Annotated in this window: 21 protein-coding genes and 1 tRNA gene; 13 read left to right on the top strand and 9 right to left on the bottom strand. The window is 67.0% G+C overall.

Annotated features, from left to right (window positions below):
• Window positions 1-72: 72 nt before the first annotated feature.
• The 3 genes from ACJASC_RS13920 to ACJASC_RS13910 are packed head-to-tail and all read left to right on the top strand — an operon-like array spanning window position 73 to window position 4,179.
• Window positions 73-2,118 (top strand): HAD-IIB family hydrolase, encoded by a 2,046-nt coding sequence (locus ACJASC_RS13920; RefSeq protein WP_415146542.1) that lies wholly within the window; start codon window positions 73-75, stop codon window positions 2,116-2,118.
• Complete coding sequence (locus tag ACJASC_RS13915; RefSeq protein ID WP_415146541.1) at window positions 2,115-3,236, top strand: glycosyltransferase; 1,122 nt, start codon at window positions 2,115-2,117, stop codon at window positions 3,234-3,236. Before ACJASC_RS13920 ends, ACJASC_RS13915 begins: the two co-directional genes overlap by 4 nt.
• Before the next feature lie 16 nt (window positions 3,237-3,252).
• A complete protein-coding gene (locus ACJASC_RS13910; RefSeq protein ID WP_415146540.1) occupies window positions 3,253-4,179 on the top strand; it encodes a glycosyltransferase family 2 protein in 927 nt (308 codons plus the stop codon).
• A 3-nt stretch (window positions 4,180-4,182) separates the two neighbouring features.
• Here ACJASC_RS13910 and ACJASC_RS13905 read toward each other — a convergent pair whose 3' ends face one another.
• Window positions 4,183-5,316, bottom strand: a complete 1,134-nt coding sequence (locus tag ACJASC_RS13905) for a glycosyltransferase (RefSeq protein WP_415146539.1) — start codon at window positions 5,314-5,316, stop codon at window positions 4,183-4,185.
• A 188-nt stretch (window positions 5,317-5,504) separates the two neighbouring features.
• Here ACJASC_RS13905 and ACJASC_RS13900 point away from each other — a divergent pair, with 188 nt between their 5' ends.
• Complete coding sequence (locus ACJASC_RS13900; protein ID WP_415146538.1) at window positions 5,505-6,191, top strand: tellurite resistance TerB family protein; 687 nt, start codon at window positions 5,505-5,507, stop codon at window positions 6,189-6,191.
• Window positions 6,192-6,279: 88 nt separating this feature from the next.
• Here the strand turns inward: ACJASC_RS13900 and ACJASC_RS13895 are convergent, their stop codons facing one another.
• The 5 genes from ACJASC_RS13895 to ACJASC_RS13875 form a co-directional block, all read right to left on the bottom strand.
• Window positions 6,280-6,816 carry a DUF2934 domain-containing protein gene (locus tag ACJASC_RS13895; RefSeq protein ID WP_415146537.1) on the bottom strand — a complete coding sequence of 179 codons (537 nt, stop codon included), beginning with the start codon at window positions 6,814-6,816 and terminating at the stop codon, window positions 6,280-6,282.
• Between the two features lie 160 nt (window positions 6,817-6,976).
• Window positions 6,977-7,053, bottom strand: a tRNA-Arg gene (locus ACJASC_RS13890).
• A gap of 121 nt (window positions 7,054-7,174) precedes the next feature.
• Window positions 7,175-8,566, bottom strand: coding sequence for a sensor histidine kinase (locus tag ACJASC_RS13885; RefSeq protein WP_415146536.1), 1,392 nt, complete (start codon window positions 8,564-8,566; stop codon window positions 7,175-7,177).
• Between the two features lie 34 nt (window positions 8,567-8,600).
• Complete coding sequence (locus tag ACJASC_RS13880) at window positions 8,601-10,019, bottom strand: dihydrolipoyl dehydrogenase family protein (protein WP_415146535.1); 1,419 nt, start codon at window positions 10,017-10,019, stop codon at window positions 8,601-8,603.
• The gene (locus ACJASC_RS13875) at window positions 10,016-10,762 is read right to left on the bottom strand and encodes a TVP38/TMEM64 family protein (RefSeq protein ID WP_021693319.1); all 747 of its coding nucleotides are present in this window, start codon (window positions 10,760-10,762) and stop codon (window positions 10,016-10,018) included. The genes ACJASC_RS13880 and ACJASC_RS13875 overlap by 4 nt, the downstream gene beginning before the upstream one ends.
• Window positions 10,763-11,005: 243 nt before the next feature.
• On the opposite strand from ACJASC_RS13875, the gene rpmH reads away from it, so the two are divergent.
• The 3 genes from rpmH to yidD are packed head-to-tail and all read left to right on the top strand — an operon-like array spanning window position 11,006 to window position 11,771.
• Window positions 11,006-11,140 (top strand): 50S ribosomal protein L34, encoded by a 135-nt coding sequence (rpmH, locus tag ACJASC_RS13870; protein ID WP_021693320.1) that lies wholly within the window; start codon window positions 11,006-11,008, stop codon window positions 11,138-11,140.
• Window positions 11,141-11,151: 11 nt separating this feature from the next.
• Window positions 11,152-11,553 (top strand): ribonuclease P protein component, encoded by a 402-nt coding sequence (rnpA, locus tag ACJASC_RS13865; RefSeq protein ID WP_415146534.1) that lies wholly within the window; start codon window positions 11,152-11,154, stop codon window positions 11,551-11,553.
• Window positions 11,550-11,771, top strand: a complete 222-nt coding sequence (gene yidD / locus ACJASC_RS13860) for a membrane protein insertion efficiency factor YidD (protein ID WP_415146533.1) — start codon at window positions 11,550-11,552, stop codon at window positions 11,769-11,771. The genes rnpA and yidD overlap by 4 nt, the downstream gene beginning before the upstream one ends.
• A gap of 30 nt (window positions 11,772-11,801) precedes the next feature.
• Here yidD and ACJASC_RS13855 read toward each other — a convergent pair whose 3' ends face one another.
• Window positions 11,802-12,305, bottom strand: coding sequence for a superoxide dismutase family protein (locus tag ACJASC_RS13855; protein ID WP_415146532.1), 504 nt, complete (start codon window positions 12,303-12,305; stop codon window positions 11,802-11,804).
• 173 nt (window positions 12,306-12,478) lie between these two features.
• On the opposite strand from ACJASC_RS13855, the gene ttcA reads away from it, so the two are divergent.
• The 6 genes from ttcA to ACJASC_RS13825 all read left to right on the top strand — a co-directional run bounded on the left by ttcA (window position 12,479) and on the right by ACJASC_RS13825 (window position 18,991).
• The gene (gene ttcA, locus ACJASC_RS13850) at window positions 12,479-13,330 is read left to right on the top strand and encodes a tRNA 2-thiocytidine(32) synthetase TtcA (protein WP_415146531.1); all 852 of its coding nucleotides are present in this window, start codon (window positions 12,479-12,481) and stop codon (window positions 13,328-13,330) included.
• A gap of 125 nt (window positions 13,331-13,455) precedes the next feature.
• Window positions 13,456-15,000 (top strand): putative bifunctional diguanylate cyclase/phosphodiesterase, encoded by a 1,545-nt coding sequence (locus ACJASC_RS13845; protein WP_415146530.1) that lies wholly within the window; start codon window positions 13,456-13,458, stop codon window positions 14,998-15,000.
• A 99-nt stretch (window positions 15,001-15,099) separates the two neighbouring features.
• On the top strand, window positions 15,100-16,926 hold the full coding sequence (gene yidC, locus ACJASC_RS13840) for a membrane protein insertase YidC (protein WP_415146529.1): 1,827 nt from the start codon (window positions 15,100-15,102) through the stop codon (window positions 16,924-16,926).
• A gap of 5 nt (window positions 16,927-16,931) precedes the next feature.
• On the top strand, window positions 16,932-17,582 hold the full coding sequence (gene yihA, locus ACJASC_RS13835) for a ribosome biogenesis GTP-binding protein YihA/YsxC (RefSeq protein ID WP_021693327.1): 651 nt from the start codon (window positions 16,932-16,934) through the stop codon (window positions 17,580-17,582).
• Window positions 17,583-17,618: 36 nt separating this feature from the next.
• Window positions 17,619-18,500 (top strand): acetylglutamate kinase, encoded by an 882-nt coding sequence (gene argB, locus ACJASC_RS13830; RefSeq protein ID WP_021693328.1) that lies wholly within the window; start codon window positions 17,619-17,621, stop codon window positions 18,498-18,500.
• Window positions 18,497-18,991, top strand: a complete 495-nt coding sequence (locus tag ACJASC_RS13825) for a SixA phosphatase family protein (protein WP_415146527.1) — start codon at window positions 18,497-18,499, stop codon at window positions 18,989-18,991. The genes argB and ACJASC_RS13825 overlap by 4 nt, the downstream gene beginning before the upstream one ends.
• 86 nt (window positions 18,992-19,077) lie before the next feature.
• On the opposite strand, the gene ACJASC_RS13820 is transcribed toward ACJASC_RS13825, so the two are convergent.
• Window positions 19,078-19,869, bottom strand: a complete 792-nt coding sequence (locus ACJASC_RS13820) for an amino acid ABC transporter ATP-binding protein (RefSeq protein WP_045319784.1) — start codon at window positions 19,867-19,869, stop codon at window positions 19,078-19,080.
• Between the two features lie 10 nt (window positions 19,870-19,879).
• Window positions 19,880-21,196, bottom strand: a complete 1,317-nt coding sequence (locus ACJASC_RS13815; RefSeq protein ID WP_415146526.1) for an amino acid ABC transporter permease — start codon at window positions 21,194-21,196, stop codon at window positions 19,880-19,882.
• Window position 21,197 lies beyond the last annotated feature (1 nt).

The following is a 21,197-nucleotide window of genomic DNA, read 5'->3' as shown; positions in this document are numbered from 1 at the left end:
CATGAAGGGAACCGATATTCGCCAAGGAGCATTGAGCGGCGAAACCGACATCCCTGCCGAAAGATCCCCCCGATGTTCGTGATGCAAATTGCGCTCGGCGGTTGCCTCAAGGCGCCGCCGATCCACTATGGCCTGACTGACGATACCGGGGGCCACATCGCCTATGTCCTCGCCGCCACCCATGCGCTCGAGGCGCGCGATGACATCGACTATGTCGAAGTGGTCACGCGGCGGTTCGACCGGCCCGATCTCGGCGCGGCCCATGCGCGGCCCTACGAGAAGCTGGGGCCGAAATCCGGCATCCTGCGGATCGACGACGGGGTGGCGGACTATCTGTCCAAGGAGGCGCTGGAGGCACAGGTCGAGGCCTTCACGGCAGCGTTTCTGACCCATCTCGATGGGCTGGTCCGCAAGCCCGACGTGATCCATGCGCATTTCGCCGATGCAGCGAAGGTTGCGCTCGCGGCGCGGGCGCGTTTCGGCATCCCGGTGATCTACACGCCACATTCGCTCGGACTCGACAAGGCAGGGGCCATGGCCGCCCCTGGCATGGCCCGCCGGATCGCAGCCGAGACCCGTGCGATCGCCGGGGCCTGCGCCACCGTGGTGTCGTCGCGCGATGAGGCCGAGCGACAGGTCAGCGCCTATCCGGGCGCCGATCCGGCCCGTATCCATTGCATCGCCCCCGGCGCCACTTTGCCTGCTGCCCCTGACCGCGACGCGGCCCGCGCGCTGATCGCGCCGTGGCTCGGCGCGCCCGACAAACCGATGATCCTCGCCGTCGCGCGACCGGTGGAAAAGAAGAACCTTGTCGGGCTGGTCGAGGCCTATGCCCGCACGCCGGGCCTGCGCCAACGCGCCAACCTCGTGATTCTCGCCGGGCTGCGCGGTCCCGGACGGCAGGGCAGCGCCGAACAGCGCCGGGTCATCGCCGGGATCGAACGCGCGGTGCGGACACACGGGCTCGAAGGGCGCGTCGCCCTGCCGCCCGAGCACGACGCCGCGGCTCTCGCGGGGCTTTATGCCCTCGCCGCCGACCGGCGCGGCATCTTTGCCAACCCTGCCTTCACCGAGCCCTTTGGCCTGACCATTCTGGAGGCCGCCGCCGCCGGCCTGCCGGTGGTGGCCACTTGTCATGGCGGCCCCTCGGACATCGTGACCCGGATCGGGCACGGGCTATTAGCCGAACCGAACGATCCGCCGGCCTTCGGCGCCGCGCTGTCGCGGCTTCTTGGCGATGCCGACCTCCATGCGCGCTGCCGGGCCGCCGCCGCCGATCATGAGGACGCCTATTCCTGGGCGGCCTGGGCCGCACGGGTGGCCGATCTCATGGCGCGCATCGCGGCACCGCGTCCATTGCCTGCCCCCACCCGCATCCTTGCCAGCGACATCGACAACACGCTCACCGGAGACCGCGGCGCTCTAACCGGTTTCGCGGAATGGCGCAGGCAGGGCCATGCGCTCTTTGCCGTGGCCACGGGGCGCACCATTACCGAGGCGCGGCGCATCCTCGCGGAATGGGACATCGAAGAACCCGACGCCTTCATCACCTCTGTCGGCACCGAGATCTATCGGCGCGACGCAACAGGGCGGCTCGTCTTCGACGAAACATGGGCACAGGAAATCGAGTCGGACTGGCGGATCGATGCGATCCGCGACACCCTCGACAACCCCTCGATCCGGGCCCAGCCCGAAATCGAGCAGCGGCGCTGGAAGCTGGGCTATCTGGGCGACGCGCGACAGGCCATGCGCATCCGCAACCGGCTCGACATGGCGGGTCTCGCGGCGCGGGTCATCGCCTCGCATGGGCGGTTGATCGACGTGCTACCAATCCGGGCCGGCAAGGGAGCGGCGGTCGCGCATCTGGCCAAGAGCCATGGGCTGACGCTCGACCACTGCGTCGTGGCAGGCGATTCGGGCAATGACGAATGCATGTTGCGCGCTGCCGGTCGCGCCATCGTCGTGGGCAATGCCGATGGCGATCTGTGCCACCTGCCGCGTCGGCCCGGCCTGTATCGAAGCCCATTGGCACATGCGGCGGGCCTTCTCGACGGCTTGGCCTGGGCCGGGCTGCACGACGGGGCGGGGGCGCCGCAATTGCGGATGGCCGCCGAATGAAGCCGATCGGGTACTTCGTCCACCACCAGGGGCGCGGCCATGCCGAGCGCTGCGCCGCGCTGGCGCATGCCTTGCCCGCCATGCGGCCGCTGGTGATCTTCTGCGCCCGCGACGACATCTTCCCGCCCCTGCCGCCGCAGGCGCGCATCGTCACCATCCCCTCGCTGTTTCAGGCCACGGGGGCGGAGGCGCAGGGGCTGGCCGATCTCGATACGCCGGACACACTGCATTGCGCGCCCGTCGGTTGGCCCGGCATCCGCGAGGCCATGGGGATCATCGCGCAATGGTTCCGGGAGGCCGACCCGGCGCTGATGATCTGCGACGTCTCGGCCGAGATCGCGCAGCTGGCGCGGATCTGCTCGGTGCCGCATGTGAAGGTGGTCCAGCATGGCGACCGCAGCGATCCGGGCCATGTCGCGACCTATCGCGGCGCGCTGGGACTGCTGGCCCCCTGCCACGCGGCTTTGGCGCAACCCGACTGGCCCGACTGGATGATCGCCAAGACCCATTTCGCGGGCGGTCTCGGCATCGCGCCGATGCCCGCGCGGGACGCGGCGCGGGCGCGACTCGGCATCCAGGCCGATGAGCGGATCGCCCTCGTCGTCTCGGGCGGCGGCGGGTCGGGCTTTGCACAGGCGCCGATCGGCGTCGGCGCGCGCGCCCTGAGCGATTGGAGTTGGCACAGCATCGGCCATGTGGAGCGCGACTGGCACGCCACCGAACCCGGCAACCTCACGCATCACGGCTGGGTCGACGACGCGCCCGACCGCATCGCCAGCGCCGATCTCGTCATCGCCTCAACCGGCAACACCACCTGCCATCAGGTGCTGGCCGCCGGGGTGCCGTGGATCGCGGTGCCTGAATGGCGCTATTTCGATGAGCAGCACGAAAAGGCCCGCGCGCTCGCGGAGGCGGGCCTTGCCCATGTGACACCACATCTGCCGTCCTCGGCCCACGCCTGGCGCGGCGCGGTCGAGGCGGCGCAGGCCGGGCATGATGCCGGGCGCATGCGATCCCTTGTCGACGCCGATGCCGCCCGCGCCGCCGCGTCCTGGATCGAAGGCTTGATCCACCGCGCCTGGGGGGCCGCTGCGCCCTTCGCCCTCGTTGCCGAATGACATTCCGGAGCCCCCTATGACAGCCTCAGTCCTGACCATCGCCCGCGGGCGCGACGCCCATCTTGCCAATGTCGTGCGGGGCCTTGCCCGCCAGACCGAACTGCCGGCCGAATTCGTGATCGTGCGGATGCAGGCCGAACCCTATGATCTGCCCGAGGCCCCCTTTCCGGTCCGACAGATCGCCCTGATCCGCGACAGCCTGCCGCTCGCAGAGGCACGCAACCTCGCGGCCAAGGAGGCCGTGGGTGACGAGTTGCTGTTCCTCGATGTCGATTGCATCCCCGCCCCCGACTTCGTGGCAGACTACTGCCGCCACCTCGCCGCCTTCGACGGGCTGGTGATGGGCGAGGTCATGTACCTGCCCGACGGGGTCAACCAAGAGGGCTGGGACTATCCCGATTTCGAGGCGGTGGCCGAGCGCCATTCCGACCGGCAGGGCCCACCGCCCGAAAGCGTCCGGGACTGCAACGACTACCGCTGTTTCTGGTCGCTCAACTTCGCCATGCGCCGCGCCGATTTCCGCAAGGCGGGCGGCTTTGACACCCGCTTTCACGGCTATGGCGGCGAAGATACGGATTTCGGCCGCATGCTCGACAAGAAGGGCATCAAGATCGGCTGGGCCAAGGGAGCGCGGGTCTATCACCAGTACCACCCGCACCACATGCCCCCAGTGCATCATCTCGAAAGCGTGGTGCGCAACGCCGAGCTGTTCCGCGAGAAATGGGGCCACCGCACCATGGGGCACTGGCTGCACGCCTTCGCGCTCATGGGGCTGATCGCGCATGACGAGGAGCGCATCCGAATCCTGCGCGCCCCCTCGGAGGCCGATCTCGAGCTGACCCGGCACCAGAGCCACCGGCCCTATTGCAACTCGGCCGAGGTGATCCGCGAGATCGAGCGCCGCCGCGCCGCGACATCCGCCAGCCGCGTGGCGGCGGAATAGACCTCAGGCCCCGGCGATCGCCGCCGGGGTCATCCGCAGCTGGTGCGGCGCATAGGCGAGGTTGGGCCAATCCGCCTCGCGCGCCGCGACCGCCTCGGCATAGAGCGCCTCGTAACCATCCACCATCGCGCGGATCGAGAACCGCGCCTCGACCCGCGCCCGTGCCGCCGCGCGGGGCAGCGTCATCGCCGTCAGAATGGCCCGCGCCAAGGCGTCCGGGTCGTTGGGCGGCGCATAGGCGCCGCTGTCACCGATCACCTCGCGCACCGCGCCCTGATCGATCGCCGCGACCGGCAGCCCGCAAGCCATCGCTTCGATCGCGGCCAGACCGAAGGGTTCGTCCCATAGCGGTGTAAAGAGCAGCGCCGAGGCCCGTCCGAAGGCCTGCGCAAGATCGGCCCCCGCGAGGTGGCCGCCATATCGGACATCTCCCCCCAGATGCGGTTTCACCTCTACCTCGAAGTAGTCGCGGTGTTCGATCACCCCGAAGAGCGTCAGGGGCACGCCCGCGATCCGCGCCGCCTGTGCGGCCAGATGCGTTCCCTTGGTCGGCGTGATCCGCCCCGCCCAGACCGCCGAGCCATCGCCAGAGGGCAAAAACGGCCAATCCTCAAGCGCGATGCCGTTGCCGACGACGCGGGCCGTGGTGGGCGGCACCTCCCACCAGCGGCCGAGCTGCCGCGTCGAGCAGGTGGTCACGAGATGCCACGGCGCGACGCTGTCGGTCATCGCGCGGCGCAGCACCTCGAAGGGCGGGACATGCATCGACGATACCATCGGCAAACGTTTCGCGCGCGAAACACGCGGCACGAAACGGTGCAGCGTGTTGTTGTGCACGACGTCGTAGCCGCCTTTCGCCACGTGGTCGCATGCGCCTGCGAAGGCCGCGTCGAGATGCGCGTTGAGCACTTCCGTGCCGTGAAAATCGTGCCACGGGTAACGGCGGTCGTAGTGCTCGGGCACGACCGGGTGCAGTCGCGCCCCCGACGGGGCGGCGCTGTCGCCACTGGCCAGAAGCGTGACCTCGTGACCGCGCGCCACGAGCGCGCGCGCGAGGTGCCAGCCATGCGCCTCCATGCCACCCATGAAGGGCGGGCGCACGGGGTGGCGGATATGGGTCATCAGGGCGATTTTCACGGGTGGGACTCCGGCGCGGGTCTGGACGCCTGTCTGAGCGCCTGCCTGACCGACAAGCTGCGCCCGGTTCCGGGCCGGTCAAGGGTCCGTTTTGCCCCGGTGCGGGGCCGCGTTGGGGGCGGGCCGGACCGGAACGAAACGCTCGCGCGCGTCGTTGACCAAGGCACATCAGGCGGAAAGGACTTCCCATGAGCCTCAAACGGATTCTCGGCGTCATGCTCGCCTCTCGCATGGCCGGTCGTGGCCGCCGCCGGGGCAGCCTCGGCAGCGCGGCGCTTCTGGGTGGGCTCGGCGGACGCGGCATGCGCGGCAAGGCCGGCGTCGCGGCGCTGGGCTACATGGCCTATCAGGCCTACCGCGATCACCAGTCGCGTCAGCGCGCCAGCGGCTCGACCGCGCACACCCCCAAAACCGGCAGCAGCAGCTCGGGACTGGGCGGCATCTTCGATCAGATCGCCGGTGCGCTCGGCGGCGAGACACAGTCGCAGGAGGCGCCGGACCCGCGCCATCAGCAGGCCGCCGAGGCGATGAGCGACGACCGCGCGCTCCTGCTGATCCGGGGCATGATCGCCGCGGCCCATGCCGACGGCACGCTGAGCATGGATGAGCGTCACCGCATCACTGGTCAGCTCGACGAGGCCGAGGCCAGCGCCGATGAGCGGCGGCTCATGAACACCGAGATCGAAAACCCCAAACCGCTCGATACGCTGCTTGCGCAGATCGACGATCATGACACGGCGATCGAGTTCTACCTCGCGTCCCGCGCGGCGGTCGATTCCGAGACCGAGGCCAACCGGGCCTACCTGACGCTGCTGCGCAATCGTCTCGCCATCACCGAGGACGAAGCACGCGAGGCCGAAGAACTGGCCCCCTGACCCTCGGGTCGGTCCTGCGGGAACGAACAAGGGCCGCTTCCATCGGAAGCGGCCCTTTTGCCATGCCGGGATAGGCGTGGTCTCGATCTCACTCGGTGTCAGTCGGCCCCTTGGCATAGGCGTCGGCGGTCTTTTCGGGTCCCGAACGCACGGCGCGGCGGCTGACCTTCTTTTCGCCCGGCGCGACAGTGTTGCCCCCCTTCTTCGCACCAAGCTTGCCCGGATCGACATCTTCGGTCGACTTGGCCTTCTTGGGGCGTCCCCGCTTGGGAGCGGCCCCCGGTTCGGCCGATTTCGCGGCAGCCTTGCGGCGGCCGCCCGTGGCCGGGGTGGTGTCGGCGATCTGCTCGCCCGGGGCTTCGGTCAGCCCCTCCTTCGCCTGCCGCTCGCCGATCTCGTCGAGACCGTCGAGACCGTCGGCGCTCAGCGGGGCGCCTTCGCTGCGGCCCGCCAGACCAGCGGCGGCGGCGGTGCCCGGTGCGACGTCGTTGTCGGTTGCCTCTTCGGCATCGATCTGCGCCGCGGCCTCGTGCCAATGATCCTGGTCGCGGCCCTCGGGTGCGCCCTCGTTCTGCCACAGATCATAGGCGCGCTGCCGAATCCGTTCTTCCCTGTCGTCGGCCATGGGGCCCTCCCGATTGAATCAATGCTCTTTTCCGGAGGTATCGCGCCAAGCGGCAATTGCGAGTCTCCGCGCCCGAAAAGCTTTGCGCAAACGCCGAACGCCCGGCGCGGCGTCTTGTGACGCGCCCGGTTGCGGCGATGATTTCGGTCTGAGCAGGAAATGGCGGACTGGGGAGGATTCGAACCCCCGACCCCTTGATTCGTAGTCAAGTACTCTATCCAACTGAGCTACCAGTCCGCTGTAGAGTGAGGCCGATCTACCGCCCGGTGCCGGGACATGCAAGGGCCGTTTTTCGGAAATCCCCGGTTTTCGCATTCGATCTCGCATGCCGTGGGGGCAGGCCCAGACCTCGCTGGCCTCAGGCTGGTGAAGCGGGAGCGCTGCGTGGCAGGCAGATCGCGAACTCGGTGCCGGTCTCGTCGGAGCGGGTCAGCTCCAGCCGCCCGCCATGCCCCCGTACCAGCTCGGCGGCGATGGCGAGGCCGAGACCCGAGCCGCCCTTGGCCACACCGCCGCGAAACGCGAGAAACAGGTGCTCGCGCGCCCGGGGTGGCAGGCCGGGGCCCGTATCCGTCACGAAGATCCACCACTCCTCGTCCTCCTCGCGGGCCGAGACGGTGACACGCCCCGTGTTGCCGGTCGCAGTGATGGCCTGTCGCGCGTTGCGCACGAGGTTCGACAGCACGCGGAACAGCTGCTCGGAATCGGCACGTAGTACGAAGCCCGCGGGGATCTCCTCCACCAGCGCCACCTCGCCCTCGGGCGTCGCCAAACGCTCGGCCTCGATCACTTCCGCGACGAGCGGCGCAAGCTCGAACCGGGCAAGCTGCGGCGGCGGCTCCTCGGCCCGGCCGAAGGCCAGCGTCGATTCGCACAGGTTCACCGCGCGGGTGATCGACCCCACGAGCTTGGGCGCCATACGCTTGACCAGCGGATCCTCGGAGCCTTCGAGCCGGTCGGCGAAGAGCTGCGCCGAGGTGAGGATGTTGCGCAGGTCGTGGCTGACCTTGGCGACGCCGGAGCCGAGCTGAGCCAGCCGGTCCTTCTGGCGCAGCGCCGAGGTGAGTTGCGTCTCCATCGCCTGAAGCGCGGTTTCGGCCTCTCGCAACTCGCGCAGGCTGGCGCGCGGCGAGATGATCCGGCGCGCATCCTCGGGCGCGTCGGCATAGCTCTGGATCTGCCCCACCACCCGCTTGATCGGGAGCACGAGAAAGGCCTGCACCGCCGCGAAGAGCAAGGCCGCCGTCACCACCGAGATCACCGCCGACAGGATCAGGATGCGCAGGCCGTAGTCGAGCATCTCGGCGCGCAGCGGCGCCTCGTCCATCGTCACTTCGATCAGCAGCCCACCCTGCTGCACGGGATCTCCGATCACGCGGATGATCCTCTCCCCGGTGCCGGTCAGCGTGCCCAGCGCGTCGCGGATCAGCGTCAGCGCCGGGACCTCGCGCAGATCATAGGTCGCATGGATCGGCTCGGGCAGCGGCGAGGACAGCGCAAGCTGACGCACCTCGTCGCGCCTGAGCACAACGTTGTAGACGCCCGCGTTCTCCAGAAGCTCGGCCTCCAGATCGGCGTCGAGCGTGTCGGAGGCCAACAACGCCAGCGATGCGATCTGCGCGCGTTCGAGCCGCAGTTGCAGGTAGTCCTGCCGAAACCGCGCCACCGATGGGACGAAGATCAGCACCTCGGCCAGCATCACGAAAACCGTGGTCAGGGCAAGAAAGCGTCCTGAGAGGGTATTGAACATCTGGTCCCTTTTGCGCCGCCGGGCGGCCGGACCTTCAAGGTATCCAGCGTTGCACCGCCCGGACGGCGGTCTTCACCCATTCGTTATCAAACAGGCTGGCGCTGAAATAGTTGCCTGCCGCGCGCTTGTTGATTTCGCCCAAGGTCGGATAGGGCAGCACCGCGCCCGCGATCTTCGACAGCTTGGTGCCGCTGGCGATGGCGATCGCCCAGACGCCGATCAGCTCGTCGGCGCTCGCGCCGAGGATTGTGGCTCCCACGGGGCGGCCCTTCACGGCCATCAGCTTGAGCGTGCCGAGGGTGCGGCCTTCGGCGATGGCGCGATCGTTCTCGTCATAGGCCATGCGGATCACCTTGAGCGCGTTGCCATGCTTCTCGCGTGCCTGCGCCTCGGTCAGCCCGACCTGCGCGAGGCCGGGGTCGGTGTAGGTGGCCCATGGGATATGCGCGGTCCTGGCCTTGGATGGCAGTCCGAACAGCATGGAACGGATGATGACGCCCGCATGGTAGCCCGCGACATGGGTGAACATCAGTCCGCCCGCCGCGTCGCCCACCGCATAGACCCGGCGATTCGTCTTCGAGCGCAGATCCTCGCCCACCGTGATACCGTGCCGGTCATGTTTCACGTGTGCCACGTCAAGGCCGAGCCCGTCGGTCACGACCTGTCGGCCCACTGCCATCAGGAGGTGCGAACCCTCGAACCGGCCTTTTTCCGTCTCGACGGTGATCGCGCCCTCGTGGCCCGAGACGGCGGTGACCTTGGCCCCCTCTTCGATGCGGATGCCCTCGGCGCGCAGCCGGCCGAGAAGCTGCTCGGCCAGCTCGGGGTCGTCCTTGCCCAGCGCCTTCGCCCCCTCGATCACCGTGACCTCCGAGCCGAGCCTGCGATGCGCCTGCGCCATCTCGATGCCGATCGGCCCACCGCCGATCACCAGCAGATGGCGCGGCCTTTCGCGCAGGCCGAAAATCGTCTCGTTGGTAAGATAGGGCGTGTCCTCGATGCCATCGATCGGTGGCACGAGGGGGCGCGAACCGGTGGCGAGCACGAAGCGGCGCGCCTTGATCGTCGTGTCGCCCGCTTGCATCTCGTGGGGCGAGGTGAAGCGCGCGTGTTCGCGGATCACGGTGATGCCGAAGCCTTCGAACCGCTCTTGCGAGTCAACGGGCGCGATGGTGGCGATGCTGCGCGCGACATGCTCCTTCACGGCGGCGAAATCGATCTCGGGGGTAACCGGCGTGATGCCCATCTCCGCACCCTTGGTCATCGCATGCGCCTGCTTGGCTGCCGCCAGAAGCGCCTTGGAGGGCACACAGCCGCTGTTGAGGCAATCGCCGCCCATCTCCCCCTTTTCGATCAGCACGACGCGCGCGCCCATCTGCGCCGCCCCCGCCGCGACCGAAAGCCCGCCCGATCCGGCGCCGACGATGCAGATGTCGCAGTCGATATGGCTCATGAGAAGCCTTTCCGGCCCTTCACGGCCTTGATCACGAGGGGCAGCGCCGAAAGGGCGGCGAGCCCCAGAAGCGGCAGCAGGACATGGGGGGCGAAGATGATGCCGAGATCCGGCGTTTCACCGGCGGCGAAGACCGTGCCGAGCCCGGCCCCGACCGAGGTGAACACGAGCGAGCCCGGCAGAATGCCCAGAAGCGTGGTGACCCCGAAAGGCACCAGCCCCACGCCGACGAGCGCCGGCAGCAAATTGGCCATGAAGAACGGCACCACCGGCAGCAGCCGCAGCAGGAACAGCATCGACCACTGATTCTCACGAATGCCGTCCGTGATGCTCTTGATCCGCCCTGCGGAGGTGTCCATGCCGCCCGATAGCCGCCGTCCCAGTCCGGCCCGCGCCGCCAGGAAGATCAGCATCGCCCCGGCGGCCGCAGCAACGGTATTGAACAGGACACCGGGAAAGGTGCCGAACAGGAACCCGCCCGTCAGCGTCGCCACGGTGGCCCCGGGCAATGAAAAGGCAACAATCGCGACATAGGCGGCCATGAAGCACGCCACGGCGAGCGCGTAATTGGCGTCGCGCCATGTGACCAGCGCCTCGCGGTTGTCGCGCAGCGTGTCGAAGCTGAGCAGGTCGCGCAGAAAGAACGCCCCCGTCAGCGCGATGAGACCGATCACGATCAGCGGCAGGTGGCGCAGCCAGCCCGATCGGCGGGGCCCATGCTCTTCCACGGTCTCGATGCTCATCCCGGGATCTCCTGATCGGTGGCTCCCTTAGACATGCACCGCTGCGGGAAGGCCGCCCACCCCCCTCGCAGGCTCTTGATCCGCAGGGTGGGACTGTAACAATGCCGGTGATATGGGGATTCAGGCCCAGCTTGCGTTGACAGCCTGCCGATGCCTCTCTATGGCACGGGCTTCGAATGATGGCAGGCCCCGAATCCGGCATGGACGGCGGACGGCGCGGCCCCTTGAGACGGAGAAAGCGCAATGAAACGCACGTTCCAACCCTCGAACCGTGTGCGCAAAGCGCGTCACGGCTTCCGCGCCCGCATGGCCACCAAGGCCGGCCGGAAGATCATCAACGCCCGCCGTGCGCAGGGCCGCAAGGTCCTGAGCGCCTGATCATCGATCAGGTGGCAGCGGAAAAGACCCCCGTGGTCGGCAGCGATGCCGCCGCGCAGGGGTCTTTTGGCGTTGGCGTCGACAAGATGCGCAAGCGTGCCGACTTCCTGCGCGCCGCGCGGGCGCTGCGGCAGGGCACGACCGGTTTTCACCTGCAGGGCAACCCGCGCGGGAACGGTCTCGACACCGTGCGCGTGGGCTTCACCTGTTCCAAGAAGGTCGGCAACGCGGTCGCGCGCAACCGCGCCAAGCGCCGCCTGCGCGAGGTGGCGCGCAAAATGCTGCCCGAACAAGGCCGCCCTGGCTGGGATTACGTGCTGATCGGCCGCGCCAATGTCACGGCCACGCATGATATCGAACAGATGGCGCGCGATCTAGAATGGGCGCTGGGCCGCGTCCATTCGCAGGCATGAGCCCTCTCGCACGACTGTTGGCCCTGCCGGTGCGCGCGTATCGGCTTACCTTCTCCCCCATGGTCGGCCATGGCTGCCGCTTTCATCCGACCTGCTCGGCCTATGCGCTCGAGGCGCTGGAACGGCATGGCGGGCTCAGGGGCGGCTGGCTCACCCTGCGGCGTCTCGCCCGCTGCCACCCATGGGGCGGCAGCGGCATAGACAACGTTCCCGACTGACCACATCCCTTCGGGCCACTCCCCGCCGGATCATTGCCTGAGCGTGATGACTCCACAGGCGATGCGGTCGCCCGCCCCTGCTTCGGCCTGATAGGTGTCGGGGTTCACATGCACGATGACCGCCGAGCCGTCCTCGTCGAACAGCGTGCTCTCGGCCCCCTCCTCCATTGAAAGCCGGTCGGTGAACATGTCGGCGTTCACCTCCATCTCGGCATCGGCATAGATGTTGGGCATATCGCCCGCATGCATCCCCGCCTCGTTCATGAAGCCATGCTCGGCCCCGTCGGGGTTGTAGTGATCACCTGCCGCCTCGAAATCGGGCTCGCAGGTGCCTGTCTCGTGGATGTGAAAGCTGTGGCCGCCCTCCGGCAGGTTGGTGATGCCAAGCGTGAGCAGCACGCCATTCGGGGTCTGGGTGAAGGCCACCGTGCCCATTTCCATCCCGTCGGCGCCGACCATGTCGGCCACGGCGTCCTGTGCGGAGGCGGCGGCAGGAAGCGCCAGAAGCGCGGCGCAAGTGATCAATGTCTTCATGGGGGTTCTCCCTTGGCTTGGGGCATTCTGCCCTGGCGGGAAAACGACGATCGGCCACCCGGCGTTCCACCCCTTTCTTCACTGGCCCTTTCTTCACTGACCCTTTCTTCGCTGGCTCTTTCCTCGCAGGCGCCCGCGTGGCATATTTCCGCCGATCCACAGGAGCCCCGATCATGCTCGACGACGCCCAAGATGACAGCCATGACGACATCCACCCGCTCTTTGCCGGCGCGCCCAAGACCACGGAGTTCCGCAAGCTGCGTAAGCGGATCATTCGCGACACCCGCGAGGCGATCGAGAAATACGGCATGGTCGAGCGCGGCGCGCGTTGGCTGGTCTGCCTTTCGGGCGGCAAGGACAGCTACACGCTGCTCGCGGCGCTGACCGAGTTGCAATGGCGCGGGCTGCTGCCGGTCGAGATCCTTGCCTGCAACCTCGATCAGGGCCAGCCAGGCTTTCCGGCGACCGTTCTCCCCGAGTTCCTCGAACGCATGGGCGTGCCGCACCGGATCGAGTATCAGGACACCTATTCCATCGTCATGGACAAGGTGCCGCAGGGCCGCACCATGTGCGCACTGTGCTCGCGTCTGCGCCGTGCCAACCTCTACCGCGCCGCGCGCGAGGAGGGATGTTCGGCCGTGGTGCTGGGCCATCACCGCGACGATATGCTCGAGACCTTCTTTCTCAACCTGTTCCACGGCGGCAAGATCGCGACGATGCCACCCAAGCTCCTGAACGACGAGGGCGACCTGTTCCTCTACCGCCCGCTTGCGCATGTGGCCGAAGCCGATTGCGAGAAGTTCGCGACCGCAATGAACTACCCGATCATCCCGTGCGACCTGTGCGGCAGCCAAGACGGGCTGCAACGCCAACAGATCAAGCAGATGATCGACCAGTGGGAAAGAAACGCGCCGGGGCGGCGCCAGAAAATGTTCACTGCGCTGAACCAGGTCAGGCCGAGCCACATGCTCGACCCCGAGCTGTTCGATTTCGCGGCGTTGACCCGCGATGCGCCCGAAAGGTAGCCGCAATTCTAACGATCCGGGCCCGTCACATTAAGAAACCGCTTAGATTGCGTTTCTAGGTTGTCTTCCTGTCAGGGCCCGGCGCGACCGCGCATCGGCCTCTCTTCGGCGGGACGAGAACACGCATGCGCAGTACGGTCGGCCTTCCCCTGCACCGCCTCATCGCAGCCCTCGCGGGACCGATCGGTCGCCTGACCCGCCCTGTCATGCTCGCCATGGCGCCGATGTTGCTGCTCGCGGCGCTGACGCTGGGGGGCAATCTCGGAGTCGCGCTCGTGCTCCTCGCGTTGCCGCTGACCGTGGCGAGCGCGGTTGGCCGGCCGATCCTGACGCGAGAGGGGACACGCGACCCGTTGACCGGGCTCGGCGACCGTGCCGCCCTGACCGCCGAACTGGACCGGATACTGGGCCGAAGCGGCGGGCCGCCGCGATCGGTTGCAGCCATGGTGCTCGAGATCGACGGCTTCAAACAGATCGAACAGCGGCATGACCGCGTCGCGATCGAATGGCTGCTTCGGATCGTGGGCGAAAGACTGCAGGACGGCCTGCGTGACGGCGACACGCTTGCCCGTCTCGATGGGGCCTGTTTCGGCCTGGCGCTCTCCTCGCGCCATCAGCCCGACCTCGAAACGGCGATCCAGCTTGGCCAGAGGTTGCAGGCTGCGGTCGCCGATCCGATCCCGGTCGAGGGCCTGCAGATCCATGTCACCGTATCGCTGGGCTTCGCTTTGGCATTGCGACTGGTGCGACCGGACGGGGCCGATCTCGTACAGGCCGCGACCCTTGCCTTGATTGAGGCACAGCGTGGTGGATCGAATTCGATCCGCTGCTACTCCGAAGCGATGCGCCACCGGGTGAGCCTGCGTCACGACCTCGCGGACGAGGTGGCCGCCGCGCTCGACAGGGGAGATGTCGTGGCCCATTTCCAGCCGCAGATTTCGCTGCGCAGCGGGCGGCTCACCGGTGTTGAAGCACTCGCGCGCTGGCACCACCCGGAACGCGGCCTGATCCCACCAGGGGAGTTCCTGCCGGTGATGGAACAGGCCGGGCTGATGGGTCGGCTGGGAGAGGTCATGGTGCAGGACGGCCTCAACGCGCTGCGCCTGTGGGACGCCGCGGGCCTTGATGTGCCGCATGTCGCCATCAACTTCTCGCAGGCAGAGCTCGCCGACCCGCGGCTGGTCGACCGTCTTGCGTGGGAGCTTGATCGCTTCGACCTGCGCCCCGACCGTCTGGCGATCGAGGTCCTCGAAACGGTGGTGGCCAAACGTGTCGAGGACGTGGTGGTCCGCAATCTCTCGGGTCTGTCCGGTCTTGGCTGCAGGCTCGATCTTGACGATTTCGGCACCGGTCATGCCGCGATTACCTCGATCCGACAATTCTCGATCCAGCGCATCAAGATCGACCGCTCCTTCGTTACCCGAATCGACAACGACGCGGAGCAGCAGAAGATGGTCTCGGCGATCCTGACCATGGCTGACAGGCTCGGGATCGAGACATTGGCCGAAGGGGTCGAGACCGAAGCCGAGCGCGACATGCTTCACCGCTTGGGGTGCGACCATGGGCAGGGGTTTGGCATCGGCAGGCCGATGCCGCGCCTGGAGACCGAAGCCTGGATCCGCGCCATCCCCCCCTCCTGCCACGAAGAGCCGTCATGCCGCGCCGTATGACCCCCGGCACCGGGCCGCAAAGGCGAAAGAGCTTGACCTTCGGACCCTCGCCCTGTTGAACCGCCACTGACCTTTTCCGGCGATCGAGGGCGTTTTTTCATGGACGATCAGAACAAGAACCTGATCCTGGCGACAGTGCTCAGCCTGGTGGTGATCCTGGGGTGGTTCCTGATCTTCCCACCCGAGGAGCAGGCCCCCTCGCCCGATCTCGACGAGATATCGACCGCTGCCGAAGGGCCGTCTCCGGCTTCGGGCGACACCGCACTGCCCGGCACCACCGCAGCGCAGGCCGCCCCTCAAGAGCAGGAAGCGCCTCGCATCGCCGTCGAGACTCCGAGCCTGACCGGTTCGCTGTCGCTGCGCGGCGGCCGGATCGACGATCTGTCGCTCGTGGGCTACCACGAAACGCTCAACCCCGAGAGCCCGTTGGTTCGGCTGCTGTCGCCCGTCGGCACCGAGACGCCCTATTATGCGGTCTGGGGCTGGGCCCCGGTCGGCGGCACCTCGACCTCCCTGCCCGGCCCCGACACGCTGTGGACCTTGGAAAGCGGCGAGACGCTGACCCCCGGCAGCCCGGTGACCTTGGCTTGGGACAATGGCGAGGGTCTCGTGTTCCGCCGCACCGTCTCGGTCGATGACAAGTTCATGTTCAACGTCGAGCAGACCGTCGAGAACACCGGCGACATTGCCGTGAGCCTTGCTCCCTATGGCTTTGTCGCACGCCACGGCCAGCCCGACACGCAGAACTTCTTCATCCTGCACGAGGGTCTCGTGCGAATGACCGACGGCACGCTCGAAGAGATCAAGTACAAGAACATGGACGATCTCGACCCCGATCCGCGCGGTGCGGGGCTGGTCGACGTGGCCGAGGTCACCGAGAATGGCTGGACCGGCTTCACCGACAAATATTGGATGACGACGCTGATCCCCGAGCCGGGAACGCCGTTCCGGTCGGTCGTGCGCTACACCGAAGGCACCGAGATCTACCAGACCGACAGCGTGTCGCCTGCGCTCGAGGTGGCCCCCGGCGCCACGGTCTCCTCCGAAACCCGGCTCTTCGCCGGCGCCAAGGAATGGGAGGCGATCCGCTCCTATCAGGACGACGGCGGCATCGAGGGCTTCGTCGACAGCATCGACTGGGGCTGGTTCTTCTTCCTGACCAAGCCGATTTTCATACTACTGCACTTCCTCAACGGTCTGATCGGCAACATGGGCTGGTCGATCGTGGCGCTGACGCTGATCCTCAAGGCGATCGTGTTCCCGCTGGCATACCGCTCCTACGTGTCGATGGCGCGGATGAAGGAGCTGCAGCCGCAGATGGAGGCGCTCAAGGAGCAGTCCGGCGACGACCGTCAGAAGCTCCAGCAGGGCATGATGAAGCTCTACAAGGAGAACAAGGTCAACCCGGCCTCGGGCTGCCTGCCGATCCTGATCCAGATCCCGATCTTCTTCTCGCTCTACAAGGTGATCTTCGTCACCATTGAATTGCGCCATGCCGAATGGTTCGGCTGGATCCGCGACCTGTCGGCCCCCGACCCGTCCTCGATCCTGAACCTGTTCGGCCTGTTGCCCTTCGACGCGCCAGATCCGACCAGCTTCCTCGCGATCATCTCGCTGGGCATCCTGCCGATCCTTCTGGGCATCTCGATGTGGTTGCAGCAAAAGCTGAACCCGGCCCCCACCGATCCGACGCAGAAAATGGTCTTCGCCTGGATGCCGTGGGTCTTCATGTTCATGCTCGGCAATTTCGCCAGCGGTCTCGTGGTCTACTGGATCACCAACAACACCGTGACCTTCCTGCAGCAATACGCCATCATGCGCAGCCATGGGGCCAAGCCGGACGTGTTCGGCAACATCCGCTCCGGCTTCAAGCGCAAGCCCACCGAAGCCAAGGCCGCCAACGCCCCCGGGAAGCCCAAGAAGTGACCGGCATGAAGATGAACTTTCCCGAGGCCACCCCGCCCGAGCCCGACGCGGCCGAGGCGGGGCGGCTTCTCTTCGCGGGCGAGGTCGAGTTCCTCAAGGGCGTCGTCGCGATGTCGGGCCTGCCGCCCGCCGACCGGATCGAGGTCTGCTTCGCCGGCCGCTCCAATGTCGGAAAATCGTCCCTGATCAACGCGTTGACAGGTCGCAAGGCGATCGCGCGGGCGTCGAACACACCGGGGCGAACGCAGGAGATCAACTTCTTCACCGCTGCCGACAGCCACTATATCGTCGACTTGCCTGGCTACGGCTTTGCCAATGCGCCGCTGGCGGTGGTCGAGAAGTGGCAGCGCCTGCTCAAGCAGTATCTCTCGGGCCGCCCCACCCTGCGCCGCGCCTTCGTGCTGATCGACGCGCGTCACGGTGCCAAGAAGGTCGACGAGGAGATCATGACTCTGCTCGACCGCTCGGCCGTGCCGTTTCAGGTCGTGATGACCAAGATCGACAAGCTGCGCCGCGACGAGCTCGACCAGAGCCTCGGCCTGACACGGGCCGCGCTGGCCAAGCACCCGGCCGCATTTCCCGAGCTGGTGCTGACCAGCTCCGAAAAGGGCGACGGCATCGAGACGCTCCGCGCGATCGTCGCGGGGCTGGCCTGACCAGCTGAACAGGGGCCTCCCATGAGGACGCAGAAGATGGACCGAGACTGGATCGCCACCGCCAAGACGCTCTCCGAAGCCCTGCCCTATCTGCAGCGTTATTCAGGCGCAATCGTCGTGGTGAAGTTCGGCGGCAACGCCATGGGCGACGCCGAGGCGATGGCCGAGTTCGCCCGCGACGTGGTGCTGATGCGGCAGGTCGGGGTGAACCCGGTCGTAGTGCATGGCGGCGGCCCGATGATCAACGAGATGCTGGCCAAGCTCGGCATCAAGTCCGAGTTCGTGCGCGGCAAGCGTGTCACCGACAAAGCCACCGTCGAGGTGGTCGAGATGGTGCTCACCGGTCTCGTCAACAAGCGCATCGTGCAGGCCATCATGGACGAGGGCGGCCGCGCCGTGGGCCTGTCGGGCAAGGATGACGACCTGATGGTCGCCGTGGCCGACGACCCTGAGCTGGGCTTCGTGGGCCGACCCGTGGAGATGAACGTGCAGGTGCTGCGCGACATGTTCTCGGCCGGCATCATCCCCGTGGTGGCCCCGGTGGCCACCGGCATGGATCCCAACGAGACCTTCAACGTCAACGGCGACACCGCCGCCGGTGCCATCGCCGGTGCGCTCAAGGCTGACCGCCTGCTGCTGCTGACGGACGTGTCCGGCGTCAAGGACGCCAGCGGCGAGGTCGTCACCCAGCTTTCGCCCGAGCAGGTGCGCGAGATGACCGCCGAGGGCACGATCGCGGGCGGCATGATCCCCAAAACCGAAACCGCGCTCGCGGCGCTGGAGCAGGGCGTGCGCGCCGTGGTGATCCTCGATGGCCGCCTGCCCAACGCCTCCCTGCTGGAGCTGTTCACCGAGCATGGCGCGGGCTCCATCATCCGCTCGAGCGAGAGCCGGATGCGTCCGCGCAACGAGACATGAGCCTCAAGCTCGTCCTGATCCGGCATGCCAAGTCCGACTGGGGCGACGCCGGTCAGCACGACCATGCCCGCCCGCTCGCCGCTCGCGGTCGCCGCGATGCGCCGCGCATGGGCGCATGGCTCGCCCAAGGCGGACATGCTCCCGATCTGGTCCTGTGCTCGGATGCCACGCGCACCCGCGAGACGATCGCCCTGATGCAGCCCGAATGGCCCGGCCCCACCGAGATCCGTTTCGATCCCACGCTCTACGCCGCCCCGCCGCGCCAGCTTCTGTCCGCCCTCAAGGACGTGAGCACGCGCAGCGTCGCCTTGGTGGCGCACAACCCCGGCATCGGCCGACTTGCTGCCGAGTTGGCGAGTGAAGCCCCCGATCACGCGCGCTTCGCCGACTATCCCACCTGCGCCGTGACGGTGCTGGAGTTCGAGGGCGCCGACTGGTCGGCCATCGGTCAGGGCCGCGTCGCCGCCTTCGCCGTTCCCGCGGATCTCTGAACGCGAAAGGGGGCCGCTTTCGCGCCCCCCCTCCCGATTTCATACTTCAAATACGCGTCTTCGCGGCCCTCGGGGCCGCGCCGCGCTCAGTGGCCGAGAATCTGGCTCAGGAACAGCTTGGTCCGGTCGGACTTGGGCGCCATGAAGAAGGCCTCCGGCTCGTTCTGTTCGACGATCTGGCCCTGATCCATGAAGATCACCCGGTTGGCGACCTGCCGCGCGAAGCCCATCTCGTGGGTCACGCAGAGCATGGTCATGCCCTCCTCGGCGAGCTCGATCATGGTGTCGAGCACCTCCTTGATCATCTCCGGGTCGAGCGCCGAGGTCGGCTCGTCGAAGAGCATGATCCGCGGCTTCATGCACAGGCTGCGGGCGATGGCGACGCGCTGCTGCTGGCCGCCCGAAAGCTGGCCGGGATACTTGTTCGCCTGCTCGGGGATCTTCACCTTCTTGAGGAAATGCATCGCGATTTCCTCGGCCTCGCGCTTGGGCGTCTTGCGGACCCAGATCGGCGCGAGGGTGCAGTTCTCGAGGATCGTCAGATGCGGAAAGAGGTTGAAGTGCTGGAAGCACATGCCGACCTCGGAGCGGATCTTGTCGATATTCTTGAGATCCGAGCTGAGCTCGGTCCCGTCGACGACGATCCGGCCCGACTGGTGCTCCTCGAGCCGGTTGATGCAGCGGATCAACGTCGATTTGCCCGAGCCCGAGGGCCCGCAGATCACGATCCGCTCGCCCTGATAGACGGTCAGGTCGATGTCGCGCAGCACGTGGAACGAGCCGTACCACTTGTTCATGTTCGAGATCTCGATCGCGACCTCGTCGGAGACCTGCATGTGGCTGCGGTCGATGGTGCGGGCGGCGGTGGTGTCGGTCATCACACCCTCCTCAATTGTGGCCGCGCTGGAGTTTTTTCTCCAGATACAGCGAGTAGCGGGACATGCTGAAGCAGCAGATGAAGAAGAGCAGGCCGATGAAGACGAAGAGCTCCCAGTAGATGCCGTTCCATTCGACCGAGGCACGGATCGCGTTGCTGAGACCGATCGGGTCGAACAGACCGATGAACACCACCAACGTCGTGTCCTTGAACAAGCCGATGAAGGTGTTGACGATGCCCGGGATCGATATCTTGAGCGCCTGCGGCAGGATGATCAGCCGCATCGCTTTCCAATAATCTAGCCCAAGCGCGTCGGCCGCCTCGTACTGGCCCTTGGGCAGGGCGGCGAGACCGCCGCGCACGACCTCCGCGATATAGGCCGCGGCAAAGAGCGTCACCATGATGATCACGCGCAGCATCAGGTCGAAATTGGTGCCCGGCGGCAGGAAGTAGTTCAGCAGCAGGGACGCGGTGAACAGCCAGACGATGAGCGGCACGCCACGGATGATCTCGATGAAGCCCACCGAGATCTTGTTGATGATGAACAGGTCCGACTGCCGGCCCAACGCCAGCAGGATGCCCAGCGGCAGCGACAGGATGATGCCCGCGATGCCGATGATGAACGACAGCATGAAGCCGCCGAAATCCTGACTCGGCACGTATTCGATACGCAGCGCGACGACCTGTTCCAGCTCGCGTGCCAGCGGCCCGGCGGTGTAAAACCAGTAGATGATCGGCAGCGCGGCAGCGACGATCACTGCCACGAGGGGCCCCGCAATCGGCGCGAGCGCCCGCAGCGCCGCCCAACCCAACACGAAGCCCAGCGCGATCGAAACCGGAAACCACGCGGTGCCGCCCCAGAGCAGCCAGAACATCACAAAGGGCGACAGCGCGGTGATCCACAGCGCCCGGCGCGGCATGCCAGCGAAGAGCACCGGCGCGATGGCGACGAGAAAGATCACGAAGGCCAGAACCGGCCGCCAGTAGAGCTCGCGTGGGTAGAAGCCGAACATCAGCTGCTGCCAGCGGTCCCCCAGCACCGCCCAGCAGGCCGCCGAGGCGCCCTCGCCCAGCGTGGCGTTGCGGATCTCGCGGCATTCGGTGAGAGAGCCCGCGTTCCAGATGCCATTGAAGACCCATGGCATGGTATGCGCGAGCGCCCACCAGATGACATAGAGCGATACCAGCGTCATCAGGATGTTGAACCAGCCCGAGAACAGGTTCTCGCGCATCCACAGGATCGCGCCGCGGTTGCCGACCGGAGGCTCGGCCTCCGGCAGCATGGTCTCGCGCACGAAGGAGACGGTCTGTGCGTGGGTGTCCGACATC

It is taken from the genome of Limimaricola cinnabarinus, assembly GCF_047631075.1.
GTDB lineage: Bacteria > Pseudomonadota > Alphaproteobacteria > Rhodobacterales > Rhodobacteraceae > Limimaricola > Limimaricola cinnabarinus.
Note: the sequence above shows the minus strand (reverse complement) of the source record. Positions and strands in the feature narration are given on the sequence as shown.

Bases quoted from the DNA above. Each gene is read 5' to 3' on its own strand.
- ACJASC_RS13875 (WP_021693319.1), bottom strand. From the start codon at position 10,762: ATGAGCATCGAGACCGTGGAAGAGCATGGGCCCCGCCGATCGGGCTGG.
- ACJASC_RS13895 (WP_415146537.1), bottom strand. From the start codon at position 6,816: ATGGCCGACGACAGGGAAGAACGGATTCGGCAGCGCGCCTATGATCTG.
- ACJASC_RS13910 (WP_415146540.1), top strand. From the start codon at position 3,253: ATGACAGCCTCAGTCCTGACCATCGCCCGCGGGCGCGACGCCCATCTT.
- argB (WP_021693328.1), top strand. From the start codon at position 17,619: ATGGACCGAGACTGGATCGCCACCGCCAAGACGCTCTCCGAAGCCCTG.
- ACJASC_RS13855 (WP_415146532.1), bottom strand. From the start codon at position 12,305: ATGAAGACATTGATCACTTGCGCCGCGCTTCTGGCGCTTCCTGCCGCC.
- ACJASC_RS13820 (WP_045319784.1), bottom strand. From the start codon at position 19,869: ATGACCGACACCACCGCCGCCCGCACCATCGACCGCAGCCACATGCAG.
- ACJASC_RS13915 (WP_415146541.1), top strand. From the start codon at position 2,115: ATGAAGCCGATCGGGTACTTCGTCCACCACCAGGGGCGCGGCCATGCC.
- ACJASC_RS13845 (WP_415146530.1), top strand. From the start codon at position 13,456: ATGCGCAGTACGGTCGGCCTTCCCCTGCACCGCCTCATCGCAGCCCTC.
- rpmH (WP_021693320.1), top strand. From the start codon at position 11,006: ATGAAACGCACGTTCCAACCCTCGAACCGTGTGCGCAAAGCGCGTCAC.
- yidC (WP_415146529.1), top strand. From the start codon at position 15,100: ATGGACGATCAGAACAAGAACCTGATCCTGGCGACAGTGCTCAGCCTG.
- ACJASC_RS13885 (WP_415146536.1), bottom strand. From the start codon at position 8,566: ATGTTCAATACCCTCTCAGGACGCTTTCTTGCCCTGACCACGGTTTTC.
- ACJASC_RS13825 (WP_415146527.1), top strand. From the start codon at position 18,497: ATGAGCCTCAAGCTCGTCCTGATCCGGCATGCCAAGTCCGACTGGGGC.
- ACJASC_RS13900 (WP_415146538.1), top strand. From the start codon at position 5,505: ATGAGCCTCAAACGGATTCTCGGCGTCATGCTCGCCTCTCGCATGGCC.
- ACJASC_RS13815 (WP_415146526.1), bottom strand. From the start codon at position 21,196: ATGTCGGACACCCACGCACAGACCGTCTCCTTCGTGCGCGAGACCATG.
- yidD (WP_415146533.1), top strand. From the start codon at position 11,550: ATGAGCCCTCTCGCACGACTGTTGGCCCTGCCGGTGCGCGCGTATCGG.
- ACJASC_RS13920 (WP_415146542.1), top strand. From the start codon at position 73: ATGTTCGTGATGCAAATTGCGCTCGGCGGTTGCCTCAAGGCGCCGCCG.
- ACJASC_RS13880 (WP_415146535.1), bottom strand. From the start codon at position 10,019: ATGAGCCATATCGACTGCGACATCTGCATCGTCGGCGCCGGATCGGGC.
- yihA (WP_021693327.1), top strand. From the start codon at position 16,932: ATGAAGATGAACTTTCCCGAGGCCACCCCGCCCGAGCCCGACGCGGCC.
- ttcA (WP_415146531.1), top strand. From the start codon at position 12,479: ATGCTCGACGACGCCCAAGATGACAGCCATGACGACATCCACCCGCTC.